Origin of the sequence: Pseudovibrio axinellae (assembly GCF_900110875.1) — a bacterium.
GTDB lineage: Bacteria > Pseudomonadota > Alphaproteobacteria > Rhizobiales > Stappiaceae > Pseudovibrio > Pseudovibrio axinellae.
In genome coordinates, this window is sequence record NZ_FOFM01000002.1 from 346,897 (window position 1) to 370,156 (window position 23,260).

Annotated in this window: 19 protein-coding genes; 13 read left to right on the plus strand and 6 right to left on the minus strand. The window is 50.4% G+C overall.

Annotated features, from left to right (window positions below; all coding sequences use genetic code 11):
* Positions 1-282 precede the first annotated feature (282 nt).
* The gene (gene pap / locus BMZ51_RS06535) at positions 283-1,791 is read left to right on the plus strand and encodes a polyphosphate:AMP phosphotransferase (protein WP_068004968.1); all 1,509 of its coding nucleotides are present in this window, start codon (positions 283-285) and stop codon (positions 1,789-1,791) included.
* Between the two features lie 117 nt (positions 1,792-1,908).
* On the opposite strand, the gene BMZ51_RS06540 is transcribed toward pap, so the two are convergent.
* On the minus strand, positions 1,909-2,892 hold the full coding sequence (locus BMZ51_RS06540) for an aldo/keto reductase (RefSeq protein ID WP_068004970.1): 984 nt from the start codon (positions 2,890-2,892) through the stop codon (positions 1,909-1,911).
* Positions 2,893-2,947: 55 nt separating this feature from the next.
* Here BMZ51_RS06540 and BMZ51_RS06545 point away from each other — a divergent pair, with 55 nt between their 5' ends.
* Entirely contained in the window at positions 2,948-3,898 is a 951-nt protein-coding gene (locus tag BMZ51_RS06545; RefSeq protein ID WP_208979333.1) for a LysR family transcriptional regulator, read from the plus strand.
* Positions 3,899-3,946: 48 nt separating this feature from the next.
* Here BMZ51_RS06545 and BMZ51_RS06550 read toward each other — a convergent pair whose 3' ends face one another.
* The 3 genes from BMZ51_RS06550 to amaB form a co-directional block, all read right to left on the minus strand.
* Complete coding sequence (locus BMZ51_RS06550) at positions 3,947-5,131, minus strand: NAD(P)/FAD-dependent oxidoreductase (protein WP_068004974.1); 1,185 nt, start codon at positions 5,129-5,131, stop codon at positions 3,947-3,949.
* A gap of 125 nt (positions 5,132-5,256) precedes the next feature.
* Positions 5,257-6,456 carry an acyl-CoA dehydrogenase gene (locus BMZ51_RS06555; RefSeq protein ID WP_068004975.1) on the minus strand — a complete coding sequence of 400 codons (1,200 nt, stop codon included), beginning with the start codon at positions 6,454-6,456 and terminating at the stop codon, positions 5,257-5,259.
* Positions 6,457-6,468: 12 nt separating this feature from the next.
* A complete protein-coding gene (gene amaB, locus BMZ51_RS06560) occupies positions 6,469-8,007 on the minus strand; it encodes an L-piperidine-6-carboxylate dehydrogenase (RefSeq protein ID WP_068004977.1) in 1,539 nt (512 codons plus the stop codon).
* A gap of 309 nt (positions 8,008-8,316) precedes the next feature.
* On the opposite strand from amaB, the gene BMZ51_RS06565 reads away from it, so the two are divergent.
* Positions 8,317-9,240, plus strand: a complete 924-nt coding sequence (locus BMZ51_RS06565; protein WP_068004978.1) for a LysR substrate-binding domain-containing protein — start codon at positions 8,317-8,319, stop codon at positions 9,238-9,240.
* A gap of 106 nt (positions 9,241-9,346) precedes the next feature.
* On the opposite strand, the gene BMZ51_RS06570 is transcribed toward BMZ51_RS06565, so the two are convergent.
* Complete coding sequence (locus tag BMZ51_RS06570) at positions 9,347-9,784, minus strand: PaaI family thioesterase (protein ID WP_068004980.1); 438 nt, start codon at positions 9,782-9,784, stop codon at positions 9,347-9,349.
* Between the two features lie 38 nt (positions 9,785-9,822).
* Positions 9,823-10,677, minus strand: coding sequence for a GNAT family N-acetyltransferase (locus tag BMZ51_RS06575; protein WP_068005281.1), 855 nt, complete (start codon positions 10,675-10,677; stop codon positions 9,823-9,825).
* Between the two features lie 232 nt (positions 10,678-10,909).
* Here BMZ51_RS06575 and mtnA point away from each other — a divergent pair, with 232 nt between their 5' ends.
* The 10 genes from mtnA (at position 10,910) to gyrB (ending at position 23,043) form a co-directional block, all read left to right on the plus strand.
* Positions 10,910-12,016: an S-methyl-5-thioribose-1-phosphate isomerase gene (gene mtnA / locus BMZ51_RS06580; protein WP_068004982.1), complete on the plus strand. Its 1,107-nt coding sequence runs from the start codon at positions 10,910-10,912 to the stop codon at positions 12,014-12,016.
* 90 nt (positions 12,017-12,106) lie between these two features.
* Positions 12,107-12,880, plus strand: a complete 774-nt coding sequence (locus BMZ51_RS06585; protein WP_068004984.1) for an enoyl-CoA hydratase — start codon at positions 12,107-12,109, stop codon at positions 12,878-12,880.
* 178 nt (positions 12,881-13,058) lie between these two features.
* A complete protein-coding gene (gene rpsT / locus BMZ51_RS06590) occupies positions 13,059-13,325 on the plus strand; it encodes a 30S ribosomal protein S20 (protein ID WP_068004985.1) in 267 nt (88 codons plus the stop codon).
* A 679-nt stretch (positions 13,326-14,004) separates the two neighbouring features.
* Entirely contained in the window at positions 14,005-14,439 is a 435-nt protein-coding gene (locus BMZ51_RS06595; RefSeq protein WP_068004987.1) for a rhodanese-like domain-containing protein, read from the plus strand.
* A gap of 177 nt (positions 14,440-14,616) precedes the next feature.
* The gene (gene dnaA, locus BMZ51_RS06600; RefSeq protein ID WP_068004989.1) at positions 14,617-16,086 is read left to right on the plus strand and encodes a chromosomal replication initiator protein DnaA; all 1,470 of its coding nucleotides are present in this window, start codon (positions 14,617-14,619) and stop codon (positions 16,084-16,086) included.
* Positions 16,087-16,342: 256 nt separating this feature from the next.
* Positions 16,343-17,461 carry a DNA polymerase III subunit beta gene (gene dnaN / locus BMZ51_RS06605; protein ID WP_068004991.1) on the plus strand — a complete coding sequence of 373 codons (1,119 nt, stop codon included), beginning with the start codon at positions 16,343-16,345 and terminating at the stop codon, positions 17,459-17,461.
* 64 nt (positions 17,462-17,525) lie between these two features.
* On the plus strand, positions 17,526-18,656 hold the full coding sequence (gene recF / locus BMZ51_RS06610) for a DNA replication/repair protein RecF (protein WP_068004994.1): 1,131 nt from the start codon (positions 17,526-17,528) through the stop codon (positions 18,654-18,656).
* A gap of 277 nt (positions 18,657-18,933) precedes the next feature.
* A complete protein-coding gene (locus BMZ51_RS06615; protein ID WP_068004996.1) occupies positions 18,934-19,566 on the plus strand; it encodes a LysE family translocator in 633 nt (210 codons plus the stop codon).
* A 13-nt stretch (positions 19,567-19,579) separates the two neighbouring features.
* A complete protein-coding gene (locus BMZ51_RS06620; RefSeq protein WP_068004999.1) occupies positions 19,580-20,200 on the plus strand; it encodes a LysE family translocator in 621 nt (206 codons plus the stop codon).
* 389 nt (positions 20,201-20,589) lie between these two features.
* Complete coding sequence (gene gyrB, locus BMZ51_RS06625; protein WP_068005001.1) at positions 20,590-23,043, plus strand: DNA topoisomerase (ATP-hydrolyzing) subunit B; 2,454 nt, start codon at positions 20,590-20,592, stop codon at positions 23,041-23,043.
* Positions 23,044-23,260: the final 217 nt, after the last annotated feature.

Here is a 23,260-nt window from a genome sequence, read left to right on the forward strand (position 1 = left end):
GGATGACCCTCTAAAACGTATACATGGCGCTAAGGTGACCAAAATATGGCCTACACACTGATACATTTCTATGCAGGGATCTGGCCTTTCGGGAGGGAAATAACAAGCCCTAAAATCTGCAAAAAGCATAATAGTCCCACTAATCCAACCCATACGTTAATTCAGATGACGAAAAACATTGTTTAGCTCTTTAAGCAATAATACAGAATGGTTATTCTTGCGCTAAGCTGAACGAGCTTAAATGAGAATTCAACGCTATGCCCAGACGCGAAGGCCAAGTGCATGTTTCAATCTGCAAACATTCCTCAAACTGTGAGTAAAGAGCTGCTTCAGCAACGCCTGCCAGAGCTGCGTGAGGAATTGTTGGAAGTTCAGCATAAGTTGAAAGAAAACAAAGCTTTTGCAACAATCATTTTGCTTGCCGGAGTTGATGGTGCAGGAAAAGGCGCCGCAATTTCGCGGTTATATGAATGGATGGACGCGCGGTATCTGTTTTGTAACGCCTACCATGAAGAGCGCAGCGAGTCTGAACAAGCGCGCCCAAAGTTCTGGCGCTACTGGAGGGACCTGCCTGCAAGAGGCGAAACGTCTATCGTGTTTGGTTCCTGGTACCAGGAACCCTTGCGCGATGCGGTTATGGGTAAGATCGACGATTCTGAGTTGGAACGTCAGCTATCGACCATCAACCGTTTTGAAAAAATGCTTGCCAATGAAAATGTCCTTCTTTTGAAGTTTTGGTTTACTCTTCCAAGAGAAGAGCAGCAGGAGCGGCTTCATGATATCGAGGTGGCAGGCAAAAAAGGACGCCATTTCCTTGAGGAATGGGCAAGTGTAGAGCATTACCGCGCTGCCCAGACGGCAGGTGAGAAAGCCTCGCTACAAACCAGCACAGGGTATGCGCCATGGTTTGTGATTCCCTCCCAGGATCCAGACGTTCGTGACCTTGCCCTTGCTGAAACTGTCGCCCAATCCATGACTAAAAAGCTGGAAAGCGCGAACAGCACGCCGGTTGCTGCTCCTGCAGTGGTCACGACCTTGTCTCAGGCCAATGCTGTTGATGCGATAGACCTGTCCGCAACAATCTCCAAAGAGGACTACAAAGAAGAGCTTGACGAGCTTCAAGAGAAAATTGCGTATCTGACAGATCGTAAACGCTTTAAAAAATTTGGGTTTATTTCTGTTTTTCAGGGCAACGATGCTGCTGGCAAGGGCGGATCAATCCGACGCCTCACCCGTTCGATGGATCCGAGAAACTATAAGGTACATCCCATTGCAGCACCTTCATTGGAAGAAAAGCTGCATCCTTACCTCTGGCGGTTTTGGCGCAGGTTGCCAAAAAAGGGCCGCAGCGCAATCTTCGACCGCTCCTGGTATGAGCGTGTTCTTGTTGAGCGAGTTGAGGGCTTTTGCTCCGAGGCCGATTGGATGCGTGCCTACAACGAAATAAATGCCTTCGAAAAAGAGCTGACGGATTCTGGTTTCGTCCTATGTAAGTTCTGGCTTGCTATCTCTGAAGAGGAACAGTTGCGCCGGTTTAAAGACCGTGAAGAGACAGCCTACAAGAACTATAAGATCACAGAGGAAGACTGGCGTAATCGTCTGAAATGGAAAGATTACGCCGTTGCCGCGGGTGACATGGTGGACAGAACATCGACGCGATATGCACCGTGGACGTTGATTTCTTCAGAAGACAAACGCTACGCCCGTATACAGGTCCTTAGAACGACCGTGGACGCCCTTGAAAAAGCGATGAAGAAGAAAAACAGCAGTAGCAGTGACGACAGCTCATAACAGGTGTTGGAGCAAAATTTTGAAGAGCCGGTTTGGCAAGGTCAACAGCCAGTTCCTGAGCCAACCTAAGCACTGAAACCAATGCCGGCCCCAATGATCAGGGGCTGGCATTGTTATTTATGCATCAACGCCTTTCATGCCTTCTGGTGTGTATCGCTCGCCTGCAATAGGCAGTTGTGTAAGCTCCGATTCCAGCTCACTCACTTCATCTGAAGAAAGCTCAACTTGGGTTGCTGCGGCGTTTTCTTCCTGATAAGTCATTCTTTTCGTTCCAGGAATTGGAACGATGTCGGTTCCTTTTGCAAGTAGCCATGCAAGAGATAGTTGTGCGGGACTACAGTTCTTGTCAGCTGCAAATTCAATGATCACACCCGAGATACGGCGATTGATAGAAATAGCGTCTTTTGTGAACCGTGGCAGGTTTGGACGAAAATCGCCATCTTCAAACTTTGCATCCGAGTTAAAGCTTCCAGTTAGAAAACCTCTGCCCAACGGTGAGTAAGGGACAAAGCCAATTCCCAGTTCGCGGCAAGTAGGAAGAACTTGATCTTCTACATGGCGAGACCACAATGAGTATTCAGTTTGAACTGCCGAGATTGGATGAACCGCATGTGCGCGGCGTAGTGTTGTGGCACTGACTTCGCAAAGTCCAATATTCCCAATCTTGCCCTCGTCCACCATACGAGAAAGTTCGCCGATTGTCTCTTCGATTGGGTGCTCAGAATTGACACGATGAACGTAGTAAAGGTCGATGTAATCGATGTTTAGACGGCGAAGAGATGCTTCACATGCATGCCGCGCATAAACGGGAGTGTTATCAATTGAACGCCTGTATTCGCCTGGCTTTCGCACAATACCAAACTTAGTAGCGATCTTAATCGGGGCGCTTGTTTCCTTCAGGAACCGGCCGATCAGCTCTTCATTGTGATGTGGCCCATACATGTCGGCTGTATCAAAAAAGTTTATGCCCAGCTCAGCTGCGCGGGCTAAAACGCGTAAGGATGTTTCGTCGTTACGGGGACCGTAAAACTTACTCATCCCCATGCATCCAAGGCCGAGTGCTGAGACTTGTAGTTGGGATCCTAATTGCCGTTTTTTCATCAGAAGGTTCCTTGTTTTGCCGCTTAAGAGTTGGCATATTCCAAAAATGGAAAAAATGGACAATATTGAAAACCAGCTTTCCATAATTGGAAAGCAACTGCCGCATGACTTGCTGTGGGATGACATAAAGGCTTTCTTAGCTGTCGCCAGAACAGGGACGCTCAGCGCTTCAGCTCAACTTCTCAATCTTGGTGTCGCCACTTTGTCGAGGAGGGTTGATAGGCTTGAAAAGGTTCTTAAAATCCCTCTGTTTGTCAGGCATCAATCCGGCTACCGGTTGACAGAGGATGGCCGAGACCTACTGGAAAAAGCGGAAGTGATGGAAGCCGCAGCGCTGGCCTTAGCTGCAGGAGCGAGCGCCGCGACCGGAGTTTCTGGTAAGCTACGTCTTGCCACGGCCGCAAACCTCGCGACAGGTATGATTTTACCTGCATTGCCAAAATTTCGCGCCAACTACCCAGACCTCTTGGTGGAAGTCGTCACCGACATAAATTCAGTTAACTTGCACCGCAGAGATGCTGATTTAGCTATTCGGATGGTGAAGCCTGAGCGAGGGAATCTGATACTCCGGCGCTTGGGAACACTCGGCTATGGCCTTTACTCAAACTCAGAATATGCTCTTAAGCGAAAAGAGCAAATAGACTATGGAAGCTTTGAGAATGATGAGTTTATCTCCTGGTGCGAAGCACAGTCACACCTTCCAGCTGCGCAATGGGTTGAGCGTGTCTTAAGAAGCCGTCAGCCTGCTGTCACCACATCCTCACTGGCGACCCAAGTAGCTGCGGCAAAAGCTGGACTTGGGCTGGCCGTGCTACCTCACTATTTGGCATCAAAAGCAGGGTTGACTTGTCTAGTGCCCGATATTGGTGTCGAACAACCAATTTATCTGGTCATCCAATCTGATCTGGCCCAGTCGCGGCGCGTTAGGGTTCTGGCAGATTTTCTCTCTGACCTTGTGATCAAAAATCGAACTAAGTTAAGTGATCCGCCAGAAAAACAGCAATAGAGCCGATATATTCATGCAGATTGCGCCATGCTTCCAGCATGTCGCAATTCACACCACATTTCTCTCAATCAGTGGTTTGTTGCGGCCGAGGCGTTCAACTCCAAGCTCGGAAAGGTCCAGTGTTTCATAGTGACCGGTTACAATGTGCTCGGCAATGCCGCGTCCAACAGATGGGCTTTGTTGTAAGCCATGTCCTGAGAACCCCAGAGCGATATAAAAATCCTCAATGCCAGGTACTGGCCCCACAAAAGCATTGTGGTCAAACAGGTTCATATCGTAATGGCCAGCCCATGCCGCGCCCGGCTTGATTGCTTCAAACGCCGGAACTCGGTTTGCCAGCGTGGGCCAAAGGTGTTCCTCAAAGAACGTATAATCAACATCGTAGTCAAAGCAGTCCAGATCATTAGCCTCGGCGGGCGCACTGCCGCAAATAAAGCCAGCTCCCTCTGGTCGTACATAGGTGCCACTTGGGTCGATCAGGAGTGGTAGATTGGGAACCTCTTCTCTGCACTCAAACGTGAAAATCATGCGTTTGCGCGAGTGAATTGGGATATTCAGGTCCGCTTCCAGGCAAATTTGCATCCCACCAGAGGCTCCAGCGGCATTGACCACAACACCAGCTTCCATCTGTTCACCGTTGGAAAGTGTCAAGATCCAGCTGCCACCCATGATCTTTTCCAGATGAACAACCTGCACTGGCTCATAAGGCACTCCCAAAGAGCGGGCTTTACGGCGAAACGCCTGCATCAGGCCGTATCCGTCAAACCACCCTTCACCGGAAAGACCATGGCACCCCGCTGTAAGGTCAGACACGTTGAGCCATGGAAACTTTGCCTTAAGCGCATGCGCTTCCAGAAAACCGATATCCGCACCCTTACTCTGCTGAAGAGCATGGTTTTCTACCAAAATACTGCGTTTGTCAGTCGTTGCCAAAAACAGGTAACCAGCCTCAACCAGATCAATACGTGGTTTGTCGCCATCAACTTCCAGAAGCTCGCCAATATTGCGCAGAAAGTCGATACCGTGCAGAGAGATATCGATGTTTATGGAAGAAGAGAACTGCTGGCGTATGGATGCAGCAGACAGTGCTGAGGCACAACGCTGATACGACGGGTCTTTTTCAAAGACTGCAATGGTTCCTTTGAAGTCGTTGCGCTGAGCAAGGTGGTATGCCACCGATGACCCGATGACAGCGCCTCCAATAATAGCAACATCAACTGAGGCTATCGCCATAGTCACACCTGATCACACGAGAGAGAAGGAAAGCAAAAAAGAACCGACGCTCGAATTTAAGGGCGGGAATTTACGAGCGCCGGTTTTATCAGGAGGCAGAGAAACAGCCTCCTAAAAAGTTAGGCTCAAAAGAAAGCCTGAAGGCCAGTCTGCGCACGACCCAGAATAAGGGCGTGCACATCGTGCGTGCCTTCGTATGTGTTGACGGTTTCAAGGTTCTGCGCATGGCGCATGACCATGTACTCCTCAGAGATACCGTTGCCGCCGTGCATATCGCGTGCCTGACGAGCGATATCCAGAGCCTTGCCGCAGTTGTTGCGCTTGACCAGAGAGATCATCTCGGGAGCAACTTTTCCCTGATCAAACAGCTGGCCAACACGAAGCGAGCCCTGCAAGCCAAGTGAAATCTCGGTCTGCATGTCTGCAAGCTTCTTTTGGAACAACTGAGTTTGTGCCAAAGGACGGTTGAACTGTTTACGGTCCATGCCGTACTGGCGCGCGCGCATCCAGCAATCTTCGGCAGCGCCGAGCGCACCCCAGGAGATGCCGTAACGAGCACGGTTGAGACAGCCAAATGGGCCTTTCAAACCAGAAACGTTTGGCATCAAAGCATCTTCACCAACTTCAACGCCATCCATGACGATTTCACCGGTGATGGACGCCCGCAGAGACAGTTTACCGCCAATTTTAGGAGCGCTCAGGCCCTTCATGCCTTTTTCAAGGATGAACCCACGGATCTTGTTGTCATGCGCTTCCGACTTCGCCCAAACCACAAATACATCTGCGATTGGTGAGTTGGAGATCCACATTTTGGAACCGGTAAGACGGTAGCCGCCGTCGATCTTTTCAGCTCGTGTACGCATGCCTGCCGGGTCAGAACCTGCATCCGGCTCTGTTAGGCCAAAACAGCCAACAAATTCACCAGAAGCCAGCTTTGGCAAGTACTTCATCCGCTGCTCTTCAGAGCCGTAAGCGTAAATTGGGTACATCACCAGCGAAGACTGCACACTCATCATGGAGCGATAGCCACTGTCAACGCGCTCAACTTCGCGAGCAACAAGTCCGTAGGCGACATAAGACGCGCCGGAGCCACCATATTGCTCAGGAAGAGTTACGCCTAAAAGCCCCTGCTCTCCCATCTCGTTAAAGATAGAGCGGTCCGTTTTTTCTTCGCTGTAGGCTTCAATTACACGCGGCAGCAACTTTTCTTGAGCATAGGCGCGCGCGCTTTCCATAATGAGAACTTCGTCTTCGCCCAACTGCTCGCGCAGCAGGAACGGGTCTTCCCAATTGAAAACACCACCGCCTGTTGGATCACTACTCATTCTGAAAATTCCTTATTCAACGTCAAACTTTACACCCTGCGCCAACGGAAGGGCGCCGGAGTAGTTGATGGTGTTTGTGGCGCGGCGCATATACGCTTTCCAAGCATCAGAGCCAGCTTCGCGGCCACCACCGGTTTCCTTCTCACCACCGAATGCACCGCCAATTTCAGCGCCGGATGGACCAATGTTGACGTTTGCGATGCCGCAATCAGAGCCAACAACGGAGACGAAGGTTTCAGCTTCACCGATATCTTTGGTGAAGATAGAAGAGGATAGGCCAGCCCCTACGCCGTTCTGAATTTCAATTGCCTCATCGAAGTCAGTGTAGCGAACAACGTAAAGAATAGGCGCGAAGGTCTCTTCAAGAACCGGCCCCACCTGCCCTGGCATCTCAACGATTGCAGGCTGAACGTAGTATGCCTCTGGGAATTCTTTGCTAAGGACGCGCTGACCACCATGTACTTTGCCACCAGCTGCCTTTGCAGCTTCCAGGGCTTTTTGCATGTTGTCGAAAGCGTCTTTGTCGATGAGCGGACCAATCAGCGTGTCATCTTCAGTAGGTACGCCAATTTTTACGGAGGAATATGCTTTGATGAGGCGCGGGATCAGCGCGTCATAAACGCTGTCATGGGTGATGAGGCGGCGCAAAGTCGTGCACCGTTGACCACATGTGCCCATCGCAGAGAAGGCAACGCCGCGTAGTGTCAGGTCGAGGTCGGCAGAAGGCGTGACGATTGCAGCGTTATTGCCACCCAGCTCTAGAATGGACTTACCAAAACGCTCAGCCACACGAGGACCAACTTGACGGCCCATACGCGTTGAGCCTGTTGCGGAGATCACCGGAACGCGTTTATCGTCCACGAGTGTCTCGCCAACGTCGCGCCCGCCCTGAATGACTTCCATCAGACCAGCCGGTGCTTCTTCGCCGAATTTTGCTGCTGCACGCTTGTATAGCGCTTGAACAGCCAATGCCGTCAAAGGTGTCTTCTCTGAAGGCTTCCAGACAACTGAGTCGCCGCAAACAAAGGCAAGGGCTGCGTTCCAGGACCAAACGGCTACCGGAAAGTTGAAGGCAGAGATCACACCAACAACACCAGAAGAGTGCCAAGTTTCCATCATACGGTGACCTGGGCGCTCAGTTGCAATGGTTAAGCCGTATAGCTGACGGGAAAGCCCCACTGCGAAATCGCAGATATCGATCATTTCCTGCACTTCACCGAGGCCTTCAGAGGTGATTTTACCTGCCTCAAGACTTACCAGCTTACCAAGGTCGTTTTTGTAGGTGCGAAGTTCTTCGCCTAGGAGACGAACCAGCTCACCGCGACGAGGGGATGGCAGTTTACGCCACTGTTTGAAAGCATCATGCGCACGGCCAATTGCAACGGAGGTTTCCTCAACGCTGTCTTCCTTCACCATCGCCAGAGTTTCACCGGAGATAGGGGAAGTTGCAGCAAGCGTACCACCTTCAAGGCTTGCGCGGGTGACACCCATGCGCTCCATGAGTTCAATTGTTTCCTGCGTGAATTGCGCGGTATCCAGACCTACGGTCATGGGAGCCTCCAAACTGTGAGCAACGGCTGGTATCAAATTTAGAAGGAGTTTCACTTGTCCTGAGCGTTCATAAAAGCTACGTCTTTTCCAGTATTCATGCGAATATGGAATGACTGCGAATCTCGTATGCATCTTGTGCTTGGAAGAAAAATATTTAAAATCAGTAGGATATGTATGTTTTTAGGTCTGTTTGGTGTTCTGCCATTCTAAGGAGATGATGCCAGATGGAACGAAATTTGTTCGTGATGGGTGTGCCTAACCTTGCGGTTTTAAGTGTGTTTGGCTGTTTTGGTGTCATGAGAGGTTAGGATGAAGCGTGGATTTATACCTCCGATCGATTGTTTGATCGCTTTTGAGAGCGCTGCGCGGCATGGCAGCTTCACGCGAGCAGCAGAAGAGCTTTTCCTAACTCAAGGAGCAGTAAGCAAACAAGTTCGTCTGCTTGAGGGGCGTTTGGGCGTTGAATTGTTTAAACGCATTCGCCAGCGCATCGTCTTGACTGATGCTGGACGCATTTACCTGCATGATATTCGCGGTACACTAGAAAAAATGACCAGCGCGACCCGTCAGGTTATGTCCTTTGCGGGTAGTGAAGACGTTTTGAATGTCGCTGTTTTGCCAACATTTGGAACCCGCTGGCTGTCTCGCCGCCTACCTCGGTTTCATGAGCGCTATCCAGAAGCCAGCTTTAACCTATCTGTCCGTCTTCGGCCCTTTGACTTTTCTATAGAGCCATTTGACGGTGCAATTCATTACGGAGAACCTGTCTGGGCAGGCGCAATAGCTGAACCGCTGTTTCAGGAAGAGGTCATTCCAGTTGCCTCCAGAGCATTTAGGGATCGCCATGGTCTGCACAAACCGGAGGATTTGGTGAATGTGATGCGGCTTCACCAGTCAACGCGGCCAGACGCATGGCAAAAGTGGTTTTCTATGGCTGAGGTAGAAACAGACAGCGCATTTCAGGGGCCGCGCTTTGATCAGTTTACGATGATCGCACAAGCAGCAGCATCTGGCCTTGGCGTCGCATTGGTTCCAAAGTTCTTTATTGAAGAAGAACTCGCCTCTGGCACATTGGTTCGCCTGTTCAACATCAGCTTGAAACTCTCCTCCGCCTACCACTTCGTCTACCCGGAAAACCGGACCCTGCGCCCAGTGGTGAAGTCTTTCAAAGCATGGCTCCAGGAAGAAGCGCACGAACAGCAACTGGACCGAGAGACATTGTTGCCTCAGTAGGGGCTTTAAGCGACCGCTTAGAGATCGTAAGGTACGGAAAGCTATCAGTTTAATCCGCCTAGGCCGGGTTGGTACATCAACCCCAACCCGCTTATATCTGGTGAGGCTATCTTGTTGGTGCTGGCTTTGAAATTTTTCGAATGAGCGCCGTTGCAGAGGAGCGTGCTACGAGCGCGCCATCTTGCACCAACTCTCCTTCTAAAACGCAGACCGTTCCCCCTTTTGAGATAATGCGGCCGTAACCCGTCAGTTTGCCAACGCGTGCAGGAGCGATAAAATTAATTTTCAGCTCCAAAGTGGGAGCAAATTCATTTTCGCCAAGTGTCGCGGTTAAAGCAGGGCCCATAGTGTCATCCAGCATTGCAGCTAGAAAACCACCCTGTAAATTCCCAACCGGATTGGTGAATGCTTCTTTGCCATCGAACTCGACAACGATACTGCCAGCGCTCGGGTCTACGTCAACAATATGTGCGCCAAGAGTTTCTGCAGCTCTGGGAAGCGGCAGTGTGCCATCCAGCATTTTTTGAAAGATACCTGCACCCATGTTTCCCCCTAATTGCAATAAGCCAAGTTCGCCCGAAACTACCCTAGTTCATAACTCGCAAAGCTGTAAATGTTTTTGAGCGGAAGGTTGGGGTCCTGCCCTTTGTACATTCGGGCCGTAGAGGATACGGGAGACAGGTCATAGCGCTCAGCCAATTCAACTGCATCTTCGTTGGGCAATGGCAGGTCTATGCTGACCATTTCGCCCTTCACACTACCGGCAAGCCCGCGAAACAGCAGGTCTGCTCCTCTAGGCGTTTCGGCAAAGAGAGGCCCAATACGGTATCCATCGATGGCGGCGCGGATGACACCGTACCCCTGAATAACCCCCTCTTCAATCAGATAGAGACCCCAGCGCATAGGGTTCATAGGCTCAAGCCAGCGGTTCAGAAAATCAGCTCGCTCTGTCGGAAAGTAATTGCTGTCATACTTCACGAGGCTCGGAATAATGCCGTTGCCGATGATGGAAAGCCGCTGATCCATTGGTATGTTAACGTTTGGCATGCCGGAATATCGCATGTTTTTATGAACCAGCTTGAAGCCTGATTTCTCATAGTTCTCCTGTAGCTCAAGAACCCCATCAAGCCCGACCGTATGCCCTTCCAGCAAGCGCATCGCCTCACGCCATACGAGTGAGCCATATCCTTGTTTGCGGAATTTTGGGTGCGTGATGTAAAAGCCCAAAAACCCGAAGGATGGACTGTATTTAACTGCTGAAACCATTGAAACAAGTTGGTTATCCAAATAGCAGCCGAGATAACCTTTTGGGTCAGCTGCAAAGTATGGCGCAGCATCGTCGACGCCTGGATTCCAACCTTCTCTTGCCGCCCACTCCAACATTGTCAGAAGGCCATCTTCACCCATCATAGGGATTCTAGCATTTTGAGGGGTCATCATAGGCCTCCTTCATCAATACAGCCTATTTGAGGTGTAAACTAGCACTCTAGCATAGTTCGCTAAGGTTAAAGAGGCGCTGAAACTATCAATTAAATTGATGGGGCCATCTGAGGTGTGCGAGCCAAACTTTTTGAGGAAAAGAAACCGGAGACAATAAAATGCAGGTTAGCTCGCGGAAAACTTCGATAACGTAGGTTGTACATCGCATACAGGGGTAGGAGACGTTCTGATGAAAGTGCATGGCAAGGCATACCGATCCATATGGCCGTTAGAAATTGGAAAATCGGTCGGAATTATCGACCAGACACGCCTTCCTCACCACTTCGTGGAAGTCGAGTTGACCAATCTGGGAGAGGCTGCCAAGTCCATCAAGGACATGTGGGTGCGCGGTGCCCCGCTCATCGGGGCGACAGCGGCGTTTGGTATGGCTCTGGAAATGGCACGTGATCCGAGTGATGTAGCCTTAAGCAACGCATGGGACGTTCTTCATGCTACTCGCCCAACAGCAATTAATTTGCGCTGGGCGCTAGATGATATGCGCCGGTTGCTTGCCCCCCTCGCCCCTGAGCGCCGTGCTGAGGCAGCTTGGAAGCGCGCTCTGGAAATCAGCGAAACGGATGTTGCCTGCAATGAAGCGATTGGTCAGTATGGACTGAGGCTGATTGAGGAGATTGCGGCACATAAGCCTGATGGTGAACCTGTACACATTCTCACACATTGCAATGCAGGCTGGTTGGCGACTGTGGACTGGGGCACGGCAACCTCGCCGATTTATCAGGCGCACAACAAAGGCATCAAGGTCCATGTTTGGGTTGATGAAACACGTCCACGCAATCAAGGCGCAGGTCTGACGGCATGGGAGTTGGGTGAGCACGGGGTACCGCACACGCTGGTGGTCGACAACGCTGGCGGACACCTCATGCAGCACGCATTAGTGGACATGTGCATTGTGGGAACGGACAGAACCACAGCTCACGGCGATGTCTGCAATAAAATCGGCACCTACCTGAAGGCGCTTGCAGCTCATGACAATGAAATCCCGTTTTATGTCGCACTCCCCTCCAGCACAATCGACTGGACCGTTGGAGACGGCGTGAAAGAAATTCCAATTGAAGAACGCGATGACGAAGAAGTGGCTTGGATCTCAGGGGAAACCAGAGAAGGCGATGTTAAGAAGGTGCGCATTTGCCCGCCTGAAACGCCAGTTTCCAATTTTGCGTTTGATGTGACCCCTTCAAAATACGTCACGGCATTAATCACCGAGCGCGGCGTGTGCGCTGCGAGCAAAGAGGGGCTTGCGGCTCTGTTTCCAGAGCAAGCTATGCTTCTCAGCTGATTGAACTACGACAAACGGATACCTTGCCGCTGAGCAGGCACTCTTCAATGTTAGAGCAGAAATCCAAGGTGAATTTATTGGGAGGGACGTATGTCCTACGAGAATATTTTAGTCGAGACTCGCGGCAAAGTTGGGCTGATCACACTCAACCGTCCGAAAGTCCTGAACGCGCTGAACAGCGACCTTATTGCTGAGCTGGACGAGGCTTTGAATGTTTTTGATCGTGACCCTGAGATCGGGGCAACGGTGATCACCGGATCAGAAAAAGCCTTTGCTGCTGGTGCAGACATCAAGGCTATGGCGGACTACGAGTACCCGCAGACCTATATGATGGATTATATCACCAGCTGGGACCAGATCGCGCAAAAGCGCAAACCTGTCATTGCAGCCGTCGCCGGTTTTGCGCTGGGCGGTGGATGTGAGCTGGCAATGATGTGTGATTTTATTCTGGCAGCAGAATCGGCACAATTTGGTCAGCCAGAAATTAAACTTGGTGTTATGCCAGGTGCAGGTGGTACACAAAGACTAACAAGGTTTGTTGGTAAGTCCAAAGCGATGGAAATGTGCTTGACAGGCCGTATGATTGATGCATCTGAAGCTGAGCGCTCAGGCCTTGTTTCACGTGTGGTCGCCAATGATGACCTGGTCGACGAAGCAATCAAAGCTGCTGAAAAGATTGCAAGTTTCTCTACTCCAATTGTTATGATGACAAAGGAAAGTGTAAACCGTTCTTACGAAGTAACACTTGCAGAAGGTATTCGTTTTGAGCGTCGCCTGTTCCATTCTATGTTCGCAACAAGCGATCAAAAAGAGGGAATGAAAGCCTTTATGGAGAAGAGAAAACCTGAATTTGAAGACGGATAAGGTCTTTTTAAGCAGGACTACTCCTTTTTTCGTTGACGAGGCTAAGACTCCCAACTATAAGCGCTCCACAACCGGTGACGGGTTTTGTCCGTCACTGAATTCGTTTGACCGGGGCGGCTCTGGGCGGCCTCGTTCGCGATTTGAAAACAGTTCTTACTGACAGATCAGGACAGAGCCCATGGCCAACACTCCTTCGGCCAAGAAGGCGGCACGTAAAATTGCTCGCCAGACGGCCACTAATAAGGCTCGCCGTAGCCGTGTACGTACATACGTACGCAAAGTGGAAGAAGCAATTGTCGCGGGTGACCAGACAGCTGCTAACGAAGCATTCAAAGTTGCACAGCCTGAAATCATGCGTGCATCTTCTAAGGGCGTTATACATTCGAACACTGCGTCTCGCAAAGTGTCTCGTATGAATGCCCGTATTAAGGCACTCAGTGCCTAATCCAAGTATTTTGGACTAAAAAAGCCCGGTCGCATGGCCGGGCTTTTTTGTTAGCTGGATAAGCTTTCCCTAGGATGAAACTGGGGCATTTTCTGGGCGGTTCGCCTAATGGGAACTCTCAGAGCCTGTCAAAGAAAGGCCTTTAAAAACAAAAGGTTGGTTCTAGGTTGATTTTGTCGCAGGCTAAATGAGCAGATTCTTGGCGAGTCAAGAGATTGCCGAATAATTTTTTTTATTTGCTTCCCTGACCCGTCATTAACCAAGTGCATATTAAGAAAGTTGTTGAGTTCACTGCTTTTTGCCGAACTTAACCGTTGACGAGGTATGAGCTTGACCCCGCGTAATAGAAAGGGCATTTGCGTTTTGTAAACTTTCCGCTATTGCGGGACCAAAATCGGCTGTGTATGGTCAAGAAGAAGTCGGGTTACTATCCGATCCCAGCATACAAGTTAGAAGAACCGAACGAGGGTCAAGCAAGGCTGGTCAGAAGTCGTAAAGTCTAGATGTCGCAGGTCATAGTATTTGCTTTCTAGGTAGCTAGGTTTTTTACGTCAGCTGACTTTTAATATTGCTTTCCGATGTTGATTTTTCTTGAAATTCGATTTTGAGTCTTTTTATAGTGACCCACTCAATTGGGTGAGTTAACGGAATGCGTTTAGGTTAGTAAATGGAAGATTCTATGCAAGCGGCTTATGCAGGTGATCGAAGCGTTACGGAAGTCTTCGAAAGCTTGAAAGCTGATAGTTCTGCAACTCTTGTAGATGTAAGAACCAACGCTGAATGGACCTTCGTAGGTATACCGGATCTTTCCATGATTGGTAAGGAAGTCGTACTCGCTGAATGGCAGGGATTTCCGTCCAACGGTCCTCATGAGGGCTTTGCGAACCAACTTTCTGACGCTTTGATGCAAAAAGGACTTGACCAAAACGCTGCAATCTTCTTTTTGTGCCGCTCTGGTGTTCGAAGTAAGGCAGCAGCGATAGCAATGACAGCTCTTGGCTATAAAAAATGCTACAACATAGCAAACGGCTTTGAAGGCGGTCATGACGCTGAAGGTCATCGAGGGTCGGTTTCCGGATGGAAGGCACAAGGCCTTCCTTGGAGCCAAGGATAGCTCTCAAGAAATATTAGAATTCAGCAACGGTGTGTGGGCGTCGCACCGATGCGATGTTTTTGTCTAATGACAACCTAAAACCATAAGCGTCTGGTACAACCAAGCTCAAAATGAGCATAATAGATTTGAAGGTTGGGTATCTGTGGCGGAATACCCAATGGCTGCAAGGAGGCGAGCATGCACGTTCAGGAAGCTCCAGGGCCGGAGCAATGGGATCGCGTTAAGAAGCGTCTACGAGCGGAACTGGGTGAAGACGTATTCACCAGCTGGTTTGCACGCGTAGATATGGAAGGTCACACCAACGGCACTGTTCGTTTGTCTGTACCGACCCGGTTTCTTAAGCAGTGGATCCAGTCTCATTATTCAGAGCGTCTGATGGGACTTTGGAAAAACGAATGTGACGACATTCATAAGATTGAACTCACCGTTCGTGGTGCCATTCGTCCTCGTCCAGCATCGGCAAAACCAGCTGCCCGCCCCGCATTGGGTGGAAAAACTGCTGATATGCGTCCAATTCAGGTGAATGATCCTGTTGGATTGCGGGCGACTTCTCCGGTGCCTGCAATGATGGGTGGTCGGGCTGGTCGTTCTGACTTGTCTTCCAAAGATGTGCTTGAGGGCGCTTCTCTCGATCCGAAATACGTATTTGAGAGCTTTGTTGAAGGCGAGTCCAACGTTTTGGCGCTTGCTGCGGCTAAGCAGGTTGCAGGCGGCGGCGTAGTAACGTTTAACCCTCTCTACCTTCATGCATCTGTTGGTCTTGGTAAAACCCACCTTATGCAGGCGATTGCCAACCAGGCTCGCATGGCAGGGCGCCGGGTTTTGTATCTTACTGCAGAACACTTCATGTATCGCTTTGTAGCTGCATTGCAGGCACAATCTGCAATGTCCTTTAAAGATACTTTGCGTTCTATCGATCTTCTTTTGATTGATGACATGCAGTTTCTTCATGGAAAACAGGTGCAGCAGGAGTTCTGCCACACTCTTAATGCATTGATTGATGGTGCCCGTCAGGTTGTTGTTGCAGCTGACCGCGCTCCGGCTGAATTGGAAAGCCTGGATGATCGCGTTCGCTCCCGTCTGGCAGGTGGTCTGGTCGTAAATATTTCCGAGCCAGATTTCCAGCTTCGTCGCGCTATCATTGAAGACCGCATGCGCGCTCAGCAGCGCTCATACCCGAACTTTACGGTGCCAGAAGCTGTTCTGGATTACGTTGCACGCAACGTGACATCTTCAGGTCGTGACCTGGAAGGTGCCTTGAACCGTCTCGTTGCGCATAATCAGCTGACTAACTCTCCGGTAACACTGGAGATGGCTGAAATCACTTTGCGTGATCTCATCCGTGCAGCTGAGCCTCGTCGTGTGAAAATCGAAGACATTCAGCGTATAGTTTCTAAGCACTACAACGTTACAAAAGCTGATCTGCTTTCTGCGCGTCGTACCAGAACGATCGTACGCCCTCGTCAGATTGCCATGTATTTGGCCAAAATGATGACACCGCGTTCTCTGCCAGAAATTGGCCGTCGCTTCGGTAATCGCGATCACACAACCGTGCTTCATGCTGTTCGAAAAATCGAAGAGCTTTCCAAGGCGGATAATGGTCTTGCCCAGGAGCTGGAGCTGTTAAAGCGTATGCTAGACGCGTAATGAGCTTTCACTAATACAGGAGTATAAGCGCTCCTTGTCGGAAATTGGTGATTATTGGGGCGCTGCTTGCAGCGCCCCTCTTGCATTTTGAAGGCGAAACGTGCAGTTTGGACGACCGTACTGAAGCTCAGATTTTTTGTTGCGGACTGCCCGCGCAAACCGGAGTTTTGGGCGGGCAAACGGGCAGTTTATATTAGTAATTCGCGGAGTTCGTTGCACCGGAACGTGGCTCCGCCCAGAAGAATGGACGTTTCGCATGAAAGTGACACTTGAGCGGACCGAGCTTTTGAAGTCTCTGACCCACGTACACCGTGTGGTCGAACGGCGTAACACCATTCCAATCCTCTCCAATGTTATGTTGCAGGCAGAAGGTGGCAACCTGAACCTGAAAGCAACCGACTTGGATCTTGAGGTCGTGGAAAGCATCGCTGCAATGGTTGAGGTGCCAGGCGCAACAACTGTGCCTGCCCATATGATCTACGAAATCGTTCGCAAATTGCCAGATGGCTCCCAAGTTGTTTTGGAAACGTCGGGTGACGACAGCACCATGGAAATTCGTGCCGGGCGTTCCCGTTTCGCGTTGCAGATCCTTCCAGTAACGGACTTCCCTGACCTGACGGCTGGTGAGTTTTCTCACAGCTTCACAATGACAGCAGGTGGCATCCGAAAACTGATCGATAGCACGCAGTTCGCGATTTCAACGGAAGAAACACGCTACTACCTCAACGGCATCTATATGCATTCTCTGGAAGTTGACAATGAGCTGCGTTTTCGCGCTGTTGCAACGGATGGACACCGCCTCGCTCAAGCTGAACTTGGGGCACCTGAAGGCTCAGAAGGTATGCCGGGCATTATCGTTCCGCGCAAAACCGTTGGTGAAATCCAAAAGCTTCTTGATGAGCCAGAAGCCGAGATCAAAGTTGAAATTTCCGAAACCAAGATCCGCTTCACCATTGGCGATATCATTCTCACATCCAAACTGATCGACGGGACTTTCCCGGATTATGAGCGTGTTATTCCAAAAGGAAATGACAAGGAATTGCGCGTTGATCGTGATGTCTTCAAAGAAGCAGTTGATCGTGTTTCTACCATCGCATCTGACCGTGGCCGCGCAGTTAAAATCTCGTTGAGTGAAGGTAAGATTGTTCTGACCGTCACCAACCCAGATTCCGGCACTGCAACAGAAGAAGTTGCGGTTGAGTACGACGACGAAGAGTTCGAAATCGGCTTCAACTCCAAGTACCTTCTGGACGTTGCAGCTCAGCTGGAAGCAGACACAGCGCTCTTCACTCTTGCAGATTCCGGTTCTCCAACTCTTATCCGTGATGAAGGCAGTGACGAAGCAATTTACGTTTTGATGCCAATGCGCGTTTAAATGTTTAGCCCTCAACTTAGTCAGTTGAGGGCTTTTTTCGTTCATGTAACCAAAGAGAGCCTGAATGTCGGATCCAGTGCCTGTGGCGCTTTCTCGCCTCGCGCTAACGGATTTTCGGAACTACAGCGCCGCCAGCGTTGAGTTGGGCAGCCGGATGGTCGCTTTTGTGGGCAACAACGGCGCAGGCAAAACCAATATTTTGGAAGCGATTTCCTTTCTGTCTGCAGGTCGCGGGCTTCGCCGTGTTACACTTGGCGATATCGCGCGGGCTGACGGGGCTGGTGGCTGGGCTGTCAGCACTGTGTTGGATGGAGAATATGGCGAAACCCGCATCGGCACTGGTCTGACGGCTGGAGAAGCTGGGCGCCGCGTTCGTATTGACGGCGAAGAAGCCCGTTCTTCCGAAGCTCTGCTGGAATACCTGCGCGTCTTATGGCTTGTTCCGTCTATGGATGGTTTGTTCACGGGGTCAGCCTCTGACCGGCGCAAGTTTCTGGATCGGCTGGTTCTTTCCCTCAATCCATCCCATGGGCGCAGCGTTGCAAGCTTTGAAAAAGCGTTGCGTCAGCGAAATCGCTTGCTTTCTGATGGTGGAACCCCAGAATTTTTGGATGCGATTGAAGCGCAGGTCGCAGAGTTGGGGACTGCTGTGGCTTTGGCACGCAGTGAAACAGTAAGCCTTCTTTCCAAAACCCTTGATAACCAAAAGCAGCTTGGTCTCCCCTTCCCGACGGCAGAAATCCATCTCCAAGGCGCTTTTGAAGCTGCAACGATTGGGTTGTGTGCTTCAGATCGTGAAGATTGCTATCGAGCGCTTTTGGTCGAAGGTCGCTTTAGAGACAGGGCGGCTGGGCGCACCCTTGATGGACCGCATCGTTCTGATCTTTACGTGGTTCATTGTGAAAAGCAGATGCCAGCGTCTCAGGCATCAACGGGCGAGCAAAAAGCACTTCTGATCGGTCTGGTTCTAGCGCACGCCGACTTGACTGCGTCGATTTCAGGGATGACGCCTATATTATTGCTGGATGAAGTAGCAGCACATTTGGACCCCGGGCGCAGGGAGGCTCTGTTTACAAGGCTTGAAGCCTTGGGCGGACAAGTGTTTATGACAGGGACCGATCAGACCCTTTTCAAGGATCTGCCGAGCGGTGCCCAGATTTTCGAAGTTGCCAACGGCACCATCTCACTCTGTTAAAGCTTGCGATTGAACAGTCTGCTAAGATTTTGGAAGTGCTGGTTCACCGAGAGTAATCGGTATTTTAATTGAGCTGACCTGTACGCTACGCGCATTTATCTCGCTTGTTAGCTGAAACTCTATGTGATTATCCTCAGGCGCGCCTATCCAAATAGTGATGCCGTTTTACGCGCGAACAGGCATATACGTTAAATAGTTTATGGCAAATTGAGTTGGCTAGCTCCAATGCAAACTGTCTTACCTGTTTAGTCCCTCCTCTTCTAACCTGTGTGATATCATGGACTTGCAAACCCTCCTTATCTTTGGGGCAACCCTGTTCGTTGTGGCTATTACGCCGGGGCCAGCCATTACAGCGTTGGTTTCGCGCACACTAGGCTTTGGACTGCAAGGCACATTTACATTCGTTGCAGGCATGTTGCTTGGAAGCATAAGCTTGTTTTTGCTGGCAATTTTGGGCCTGGCGAAGCTTGCAGCGACATATGCGACGGCCTTCATCGCTGTGAAATATGCTGGCGCGGCCTACCTGCTTTTCCTTGCTTGGAAACTCTGGCGAACCAGTCGCTTGCAGACACCGTCCTTGCTTACGCAGGCTGATGTTGCACCTGAAAAGGCCAAGGGTGGAGCCAAAACGCTTCTTTCAGGCATGCTGATTACACTATCGAATCCAAAGGGCGTGCTCTTTTATGCAGCTTTGATGCCGAGTGTGGTTCCAATGGAGGCGCTGACAGCAGCGGGCTCTATGGGGCTTATGCTTGTGACCTTGAGCGTATTATTGGTGGTATTTGCGTTGTATATCGGCATAACGGTGAAGGCGAGAAAGCTCTTAACGTCGGAAAGAGCGGTCTCCCGTTTGAACAAGAGTGCTAGTTTCGCAATGTTTGGCGCAGCAGCAGCAGTCGTCACACAATAAGAAGAGCAACATAATGGATTTGGCTATACTTTTGTTTTTTGCAGGAACTTTGTTCGCTGCTGCAATTACCCCCGGCCCGGGCGTCGCCGCTCTGCTTGCGCGTATCTTCGGACAAGGGATGCGCGGAACTCCTGTTTTTGTAATAGGCATGATCTGTGGGGATCTATTCTGGTTCACGCTGGCGATAACCGGGCTGGCAGCCATTGCAACCAGTTATGCCGTGGTCTTTGTCGTGCTTAAATGGGTGGGGGCTGCCTATCTTCTCTATGTCGCGTGGGGAATGTGGAATGCAAAGGGCGTCGCGCCAACTCAGGCAGATGCAGTTGCCGTAAACGCTTCATCTCGAATGACCGCATTGCTTGCCGGCCTATCCATGAACCTTTCGAACCCAAAGGTAGTGATTTTCTATCTGGCTTTGATGCCAAATATTGTTCCGATGGAAAAAATCAATTTACTCGCATATTGGGAGCTTGCAGCCACGATGGCCTGCGTGCTGTTTTCGGTGTTCGGCATATATGCTTATCTGGCCGTCTCTGCAAAGAAGCTGATGTCTTCTCAAAAAGCATTTCAGCGCCTTAACAAAGGCTCCAGCATGGTAATGGTTGGCGTCGCTGCAACCATGGTAACGCGCTAGCAACAAGAGTGAACAGTGCGGCTGCTAAAGGCGGAATGCTGTAGAAGGCTGCCGTCTCACGTTTATGGTGGGGCGGTTTTTTCGTATGGTCACCTAAGGCTCTTACAGCGATCAATGACATTCATGGCTGTTGAAAGTGCCTGTGTCATGTGGCCAAAAAACAGTTTTTGATTTTGTAAAAAAGATGCAGGTAAAAACAGAAACTTAGAGCACAGTGAGCGAATGTGAATGCATGAGAGGCACACCTAGTAAATTATCCCCCCACAAAACAGAGTTTGTGCTATATTTCCCTTGGTTTACGAGCGGTTCACTCCCCAGATTGCTTGAACCATTTGCCCAACCAATTATAACATTAGTTTCAATGAAAACCGTAGTGTGAAGTGATTCGAATGAGCGAAACGTCGACCCCAGAAAATGGCGGACCTGAGCAGGAAAATGGCACAGGCGAATACGGTGCAGATTCCATCAAAGTGCTGAAAGGCCTGGATGCTGTACGTAAGCGCCCTGGCATGTACATCGGGGACACCGATGATGGCTCTGGTCTGCACCATATGGTCTATGAGGTTGTCGACAATGCCATCGATGAAGCGCTCGCAGGTCATGCCGACCATGTGACTGTTACGCTCAATGCAGACGGCTCTGTTTCGGTGACAGATAATGGCCGTGGCATTCCGGTTGATATTCACTCCGAAGAAGGCATTTCTGCTGCCGAAGTGATCATGACGCAGCTTCATGCAGGCGGTAAATTCGACAGCAATTCCTACAAGGTATCCGGCGGCTTGCACGGCGTTGGTGTATCCGTTGTTAATGCGCTCTCAACAACATTGGATCTGCGTGTTTTCCGCAATGATAAAGAGCACTTCATTCGCTTCCATCACGGAGAGGCTGCAGCGCCACTTGAGGTTGTTGGTGACGCTCCTGGCCGCACAGGGACTGAGGTTACATTTACGCCGTCTCAGGAGACCTTTACCAATGTTGAGTTTGATTACGACACACTAGAGCACCGCCTCCGTGAATTGGCGTTCCTCAACTCTGGTGCACGTATCATCCTGACAGATAATCGCGGTGTTGAGGCGCGCCAGGAAGAGCTCTTTTATGAAGGTGGCCTAGAGGCTTTCGTTCGCTACCTGGACCGCGCAAAACATCCGCTGATTGAAGAACCAGTTACAATGATGGCCGAAAAAGATGGCATCACTGTAGAAGTTGCGATGTGGTGGAACTCCAGTTATCACGAAAACGTTCTTTGCTTCACAAACAACATTCCCCAGCGCGACGGCGGTACACACCTTGCCGGATTCCGAGCAGCTCTGACACGTCAGTTGACTGGTTACGCCGACAGTTCTGGGGTTTTGAAGCGTGAAAAAGTGAGCCCAACAGGCGAAGATTGCCGTGAAGGTCTCTCCTGTGTTCTTTCGGTAAAAGTTCCAGATCCAAAGTTCTCTTCTCAGACAAAAGACAAGCTGGTTTCTTCAGAAGTTCGTCCAGTCGTTGAGAACCTTGTTGGTGCGGCGCTGTCCACGTGGTTGGAAGAAAACCCGCAGCCAGCTAAATCAATCGTTTCCAAAGTGGTTGAAGCAGCTAGCGCGCGCGAAGCAGCTCGTAAGGCACGTGAGCTTACGCGCCGCAAAGGAGCGCTGGATATCGCCTCCTTGCCGGGTAAGCTAGCTGATTGTCAGGAGCGTGATGCTTCTAAAGCCGAACTCTTCCTGGTGGAGGGTGATTCCGCTGGTGGCTCTGCCAAACAGGGCCGTGACAGATCCAATCAGGCCGTCCTTCCTTTGAAAGGTAAGATCCTCAACGTCGAACGCGCTCGTTTCGATAAGATGATCTCTTCCCAGGAGATCGGAACCCTTATCACGGCGCTTGGTACCGGTATTGGTACTGAAGAGTTCAATATTGATAAGCTGCGCTACCACAAAATCATCATCATGACAGATGCTGACGTGGATGGAGCGCACATCAGAACTCTTCTGCTCACTTTCTTGTTCCGTCAGATGCCGGAATTGATTGAGCGCGGATATGTCTACATTGCACAGCCTCCACTTTATAAAGTGAAGCGTGGTCAATCCGAGCAATATTTGAAAGATGAAGCGGCACTGGAAGAATACCTTGTCAGAGCTGGCTTGGATGACACATCTTTGACCTTATCCGGCGGTGAAGTTCGCATGGGAGAGGACCTTCGCGGTGTCGTAGAAGAAGCTCGCGATATTTCCAACGTTCTTAACGGCTTACATTCTCGTTATGATCGTGCGGTTGTTGAGCAAGCTGCAATTGCAGGTGCGCTTAACCCAGATAACATGCACGACCGCGAAAAAGCGCAGGAAGCTGCTGCTTACATTGCGCGCCGTCTGGACATTTTGGCTGATGAATTTGAGCGTGGCTGGGAAGGCGAAGCAACTGAAGAGGGTGATTTAATCTTTACCCGTACTGTTCGCGGTGTAAAGGAAGTCACCACAATTGATGCTGCATTGCTTGCCTCAGCAGATGCGCGTCGTCTGGCTTCTCATTTCAAACATTTGGATGAAATTTACCACAAGGCAGCCTCGCTGAATCGCAAGGATAAAACAATTGAAATTCGGGGCCCTCAAGCTCTGTTGAGTGCGGTCTACGCACAGGGGCGCAAGGGCATTTCCATGCAGCGCTATAAAGGGCTGGGCGAGATGAACCCAGAGCAGCTTTGGGAAACAACGCTGGATCCAAATGTACGCTCCTTGCTGCAGGTTAGAATTAAAGAAGCTGATGCAGCCGACGATATCTTTACCAAATTGATGGGAGATGAAGTTGAGCCACGCCGCGACTTCATCCAAACAAATGCACTTTCTGTTGCAAACCTCGACGTTTAGGTAAAACGCTCAGATATAACGTCCAAAGAAAAAGCCGGGGTGCATGCGCACCTCGGCTTTTTTCTTGCGCTGTCGCCTAATGTCCCGAGAGTGTGATTGATACTTGGCCCTGACCCGCATAAGTGGGAGCACGCTAAGAGAATTGAACGGGTAAAGGCTCAATTGAAAGGGCCGCAAATCATCGCGCTCTTCTAAGGGAAGGGCTAGGTACCCTGCA

What these genes read in the sequence shown, in the direction of transcription:
- dnaN (WP_068004991.1), top strand. Translation starts at nt 16,343, where the DNA reads ATGAAAGTGACACTTGAGCGGACCGAGCTTTTGAAGTCTCTGACCCAC.
- mtnA (WP_068004982.1), top strand. Translation starts at nt 10,910, where the DNA reads ATGAAAGTGCATGGCAAGGCATACCGATCCATATGGCCGTTAGAAATT.
- BMZ51_RS06555 (WP_068004975.1), bottom strand. Translation starts at nt 6,456, where the DNA reads ATGAGTAGTGATCCAACAGGCGGTGGTGTTTTCAATTGGGAAGACCCG.
- BMZ51_RS06540 (WP_068004970.1), bottom strand. Translation starts at nt 2,892, where the DNA reads ATGAAAAAACGGCAATTAGGATCCCAACTACAAGTCTCAGCACTCGGC.
- BMZ51_RS06585 (WP_068004984.1), top strand. Translation starts at nt 12,107, where the DNA reads ATGTCCTACGAGAATATTTTAGTCGAGACTCGCGGCAAAGTTGGGCTG.
- BMZ51_RS06570 (WP_068004980.1), bottom strand. Translation starts at nt 9,784, where the DNA reads ATGGGTGCAGGTATCTTTCAAAAAATGCTGGATGGCACACTGCCGCTT.
- gyrB (WP_068005001.1), top strand. Translation starts at nt 20,590, where the DNA reads ATGAGCGAAACGTCGACCCCAGAAAATGGCGGACCTGAGCAGGAAAAT.
- dnaA (WP_068004989.1), top strand. Translation starts at nt 14,617, where the DNA reads ATGCACGTTCAGGAAGCTCCAGGGCCGGAGCAATGGGATCGCGTTAAG.
- rpsT (WP_068004985.1), top strand. Translation starts at nt 13,059, where the DNA reads ATGGCCAACACTCCTTCGGCCAAGAAGGCGGCACGTAAAATTGCTCGC.
- recF (WP_068004994.1), top strand. Translation starts at nt 17,526, where the DNA reads ATGTCGGATCCAGTGCCTGTGGCGCTTTCTCGCCTCGCGCTAACGGAT.
- BMZ51_RS06595 (WP_068004987.1), top strand. Translation starts at nt 14,005, where the DNA reads ATGCAAGCGGCTTATGCAGGTGATCGAAGCGTTACGGAAGTCTTCGAA.
- BMZ51_RS06620 (WP_068004999.1), top strand. Translation starts at nt 19,580, where the DNA reads ATGGATTTGGCTATACTTTTGTTTTTTGCAGGAACTTTGTTCGCTGCT.
- BMZ51_RS06550 (WP_068004974.1), bottom strand. Translation starts at nt 5,131, where the DNA reads ATGGCGATAGCCTCAGTTGATGTTGCTATTATTGGAGGCGCTGTCATC.
- BMZ51_RS06565 (WP_068004978.1), top strand. Translation starts at nt 8,317, where the DNA reads ATGAAGCGTGGATTTATACCTCCGATCGATTGTTTGATCGCTTTTGAG.
- pap (WP_068004968.1), top strand. Translation starts at nt 283, where the DNA reads ATGTTTCAATCTGCAAACATTCCTCAAACTGTGAGTAAAGAGCTGCTT.
- BMZ51_RS06575 (WP_068005281.1), bottom strand. Translation starts at nt 10,677, where the DNA reads ATGACCCCTCAAAATGCTAGAATCCCTATGATGGGTGAAGATGGCCTT.
- BMZ51_RS06615 (WP_068004996.1), top strand. Translation starts at nt 18,934, where the DNA reads ATGGACTTGCAAACCCTCCTTATCTTTGGGGCAACCCTGTTCGTTGTG.
- BMZ51_RS06545 (WP_208979333.1), top strand. Translation starts at nt 2,948, where the DNA reads ATGGACAATATTGAAAACCAGCTTTCCATAATTGGAAAGCAACTGCCG.
- amaB (WP_068004977.1), bottom strand. Translation starts at nt 8,007, where the DNA reads ATGACCGTAGGTCTGGATACCGCGCAATTCACGCAGGAAACAATTGAA.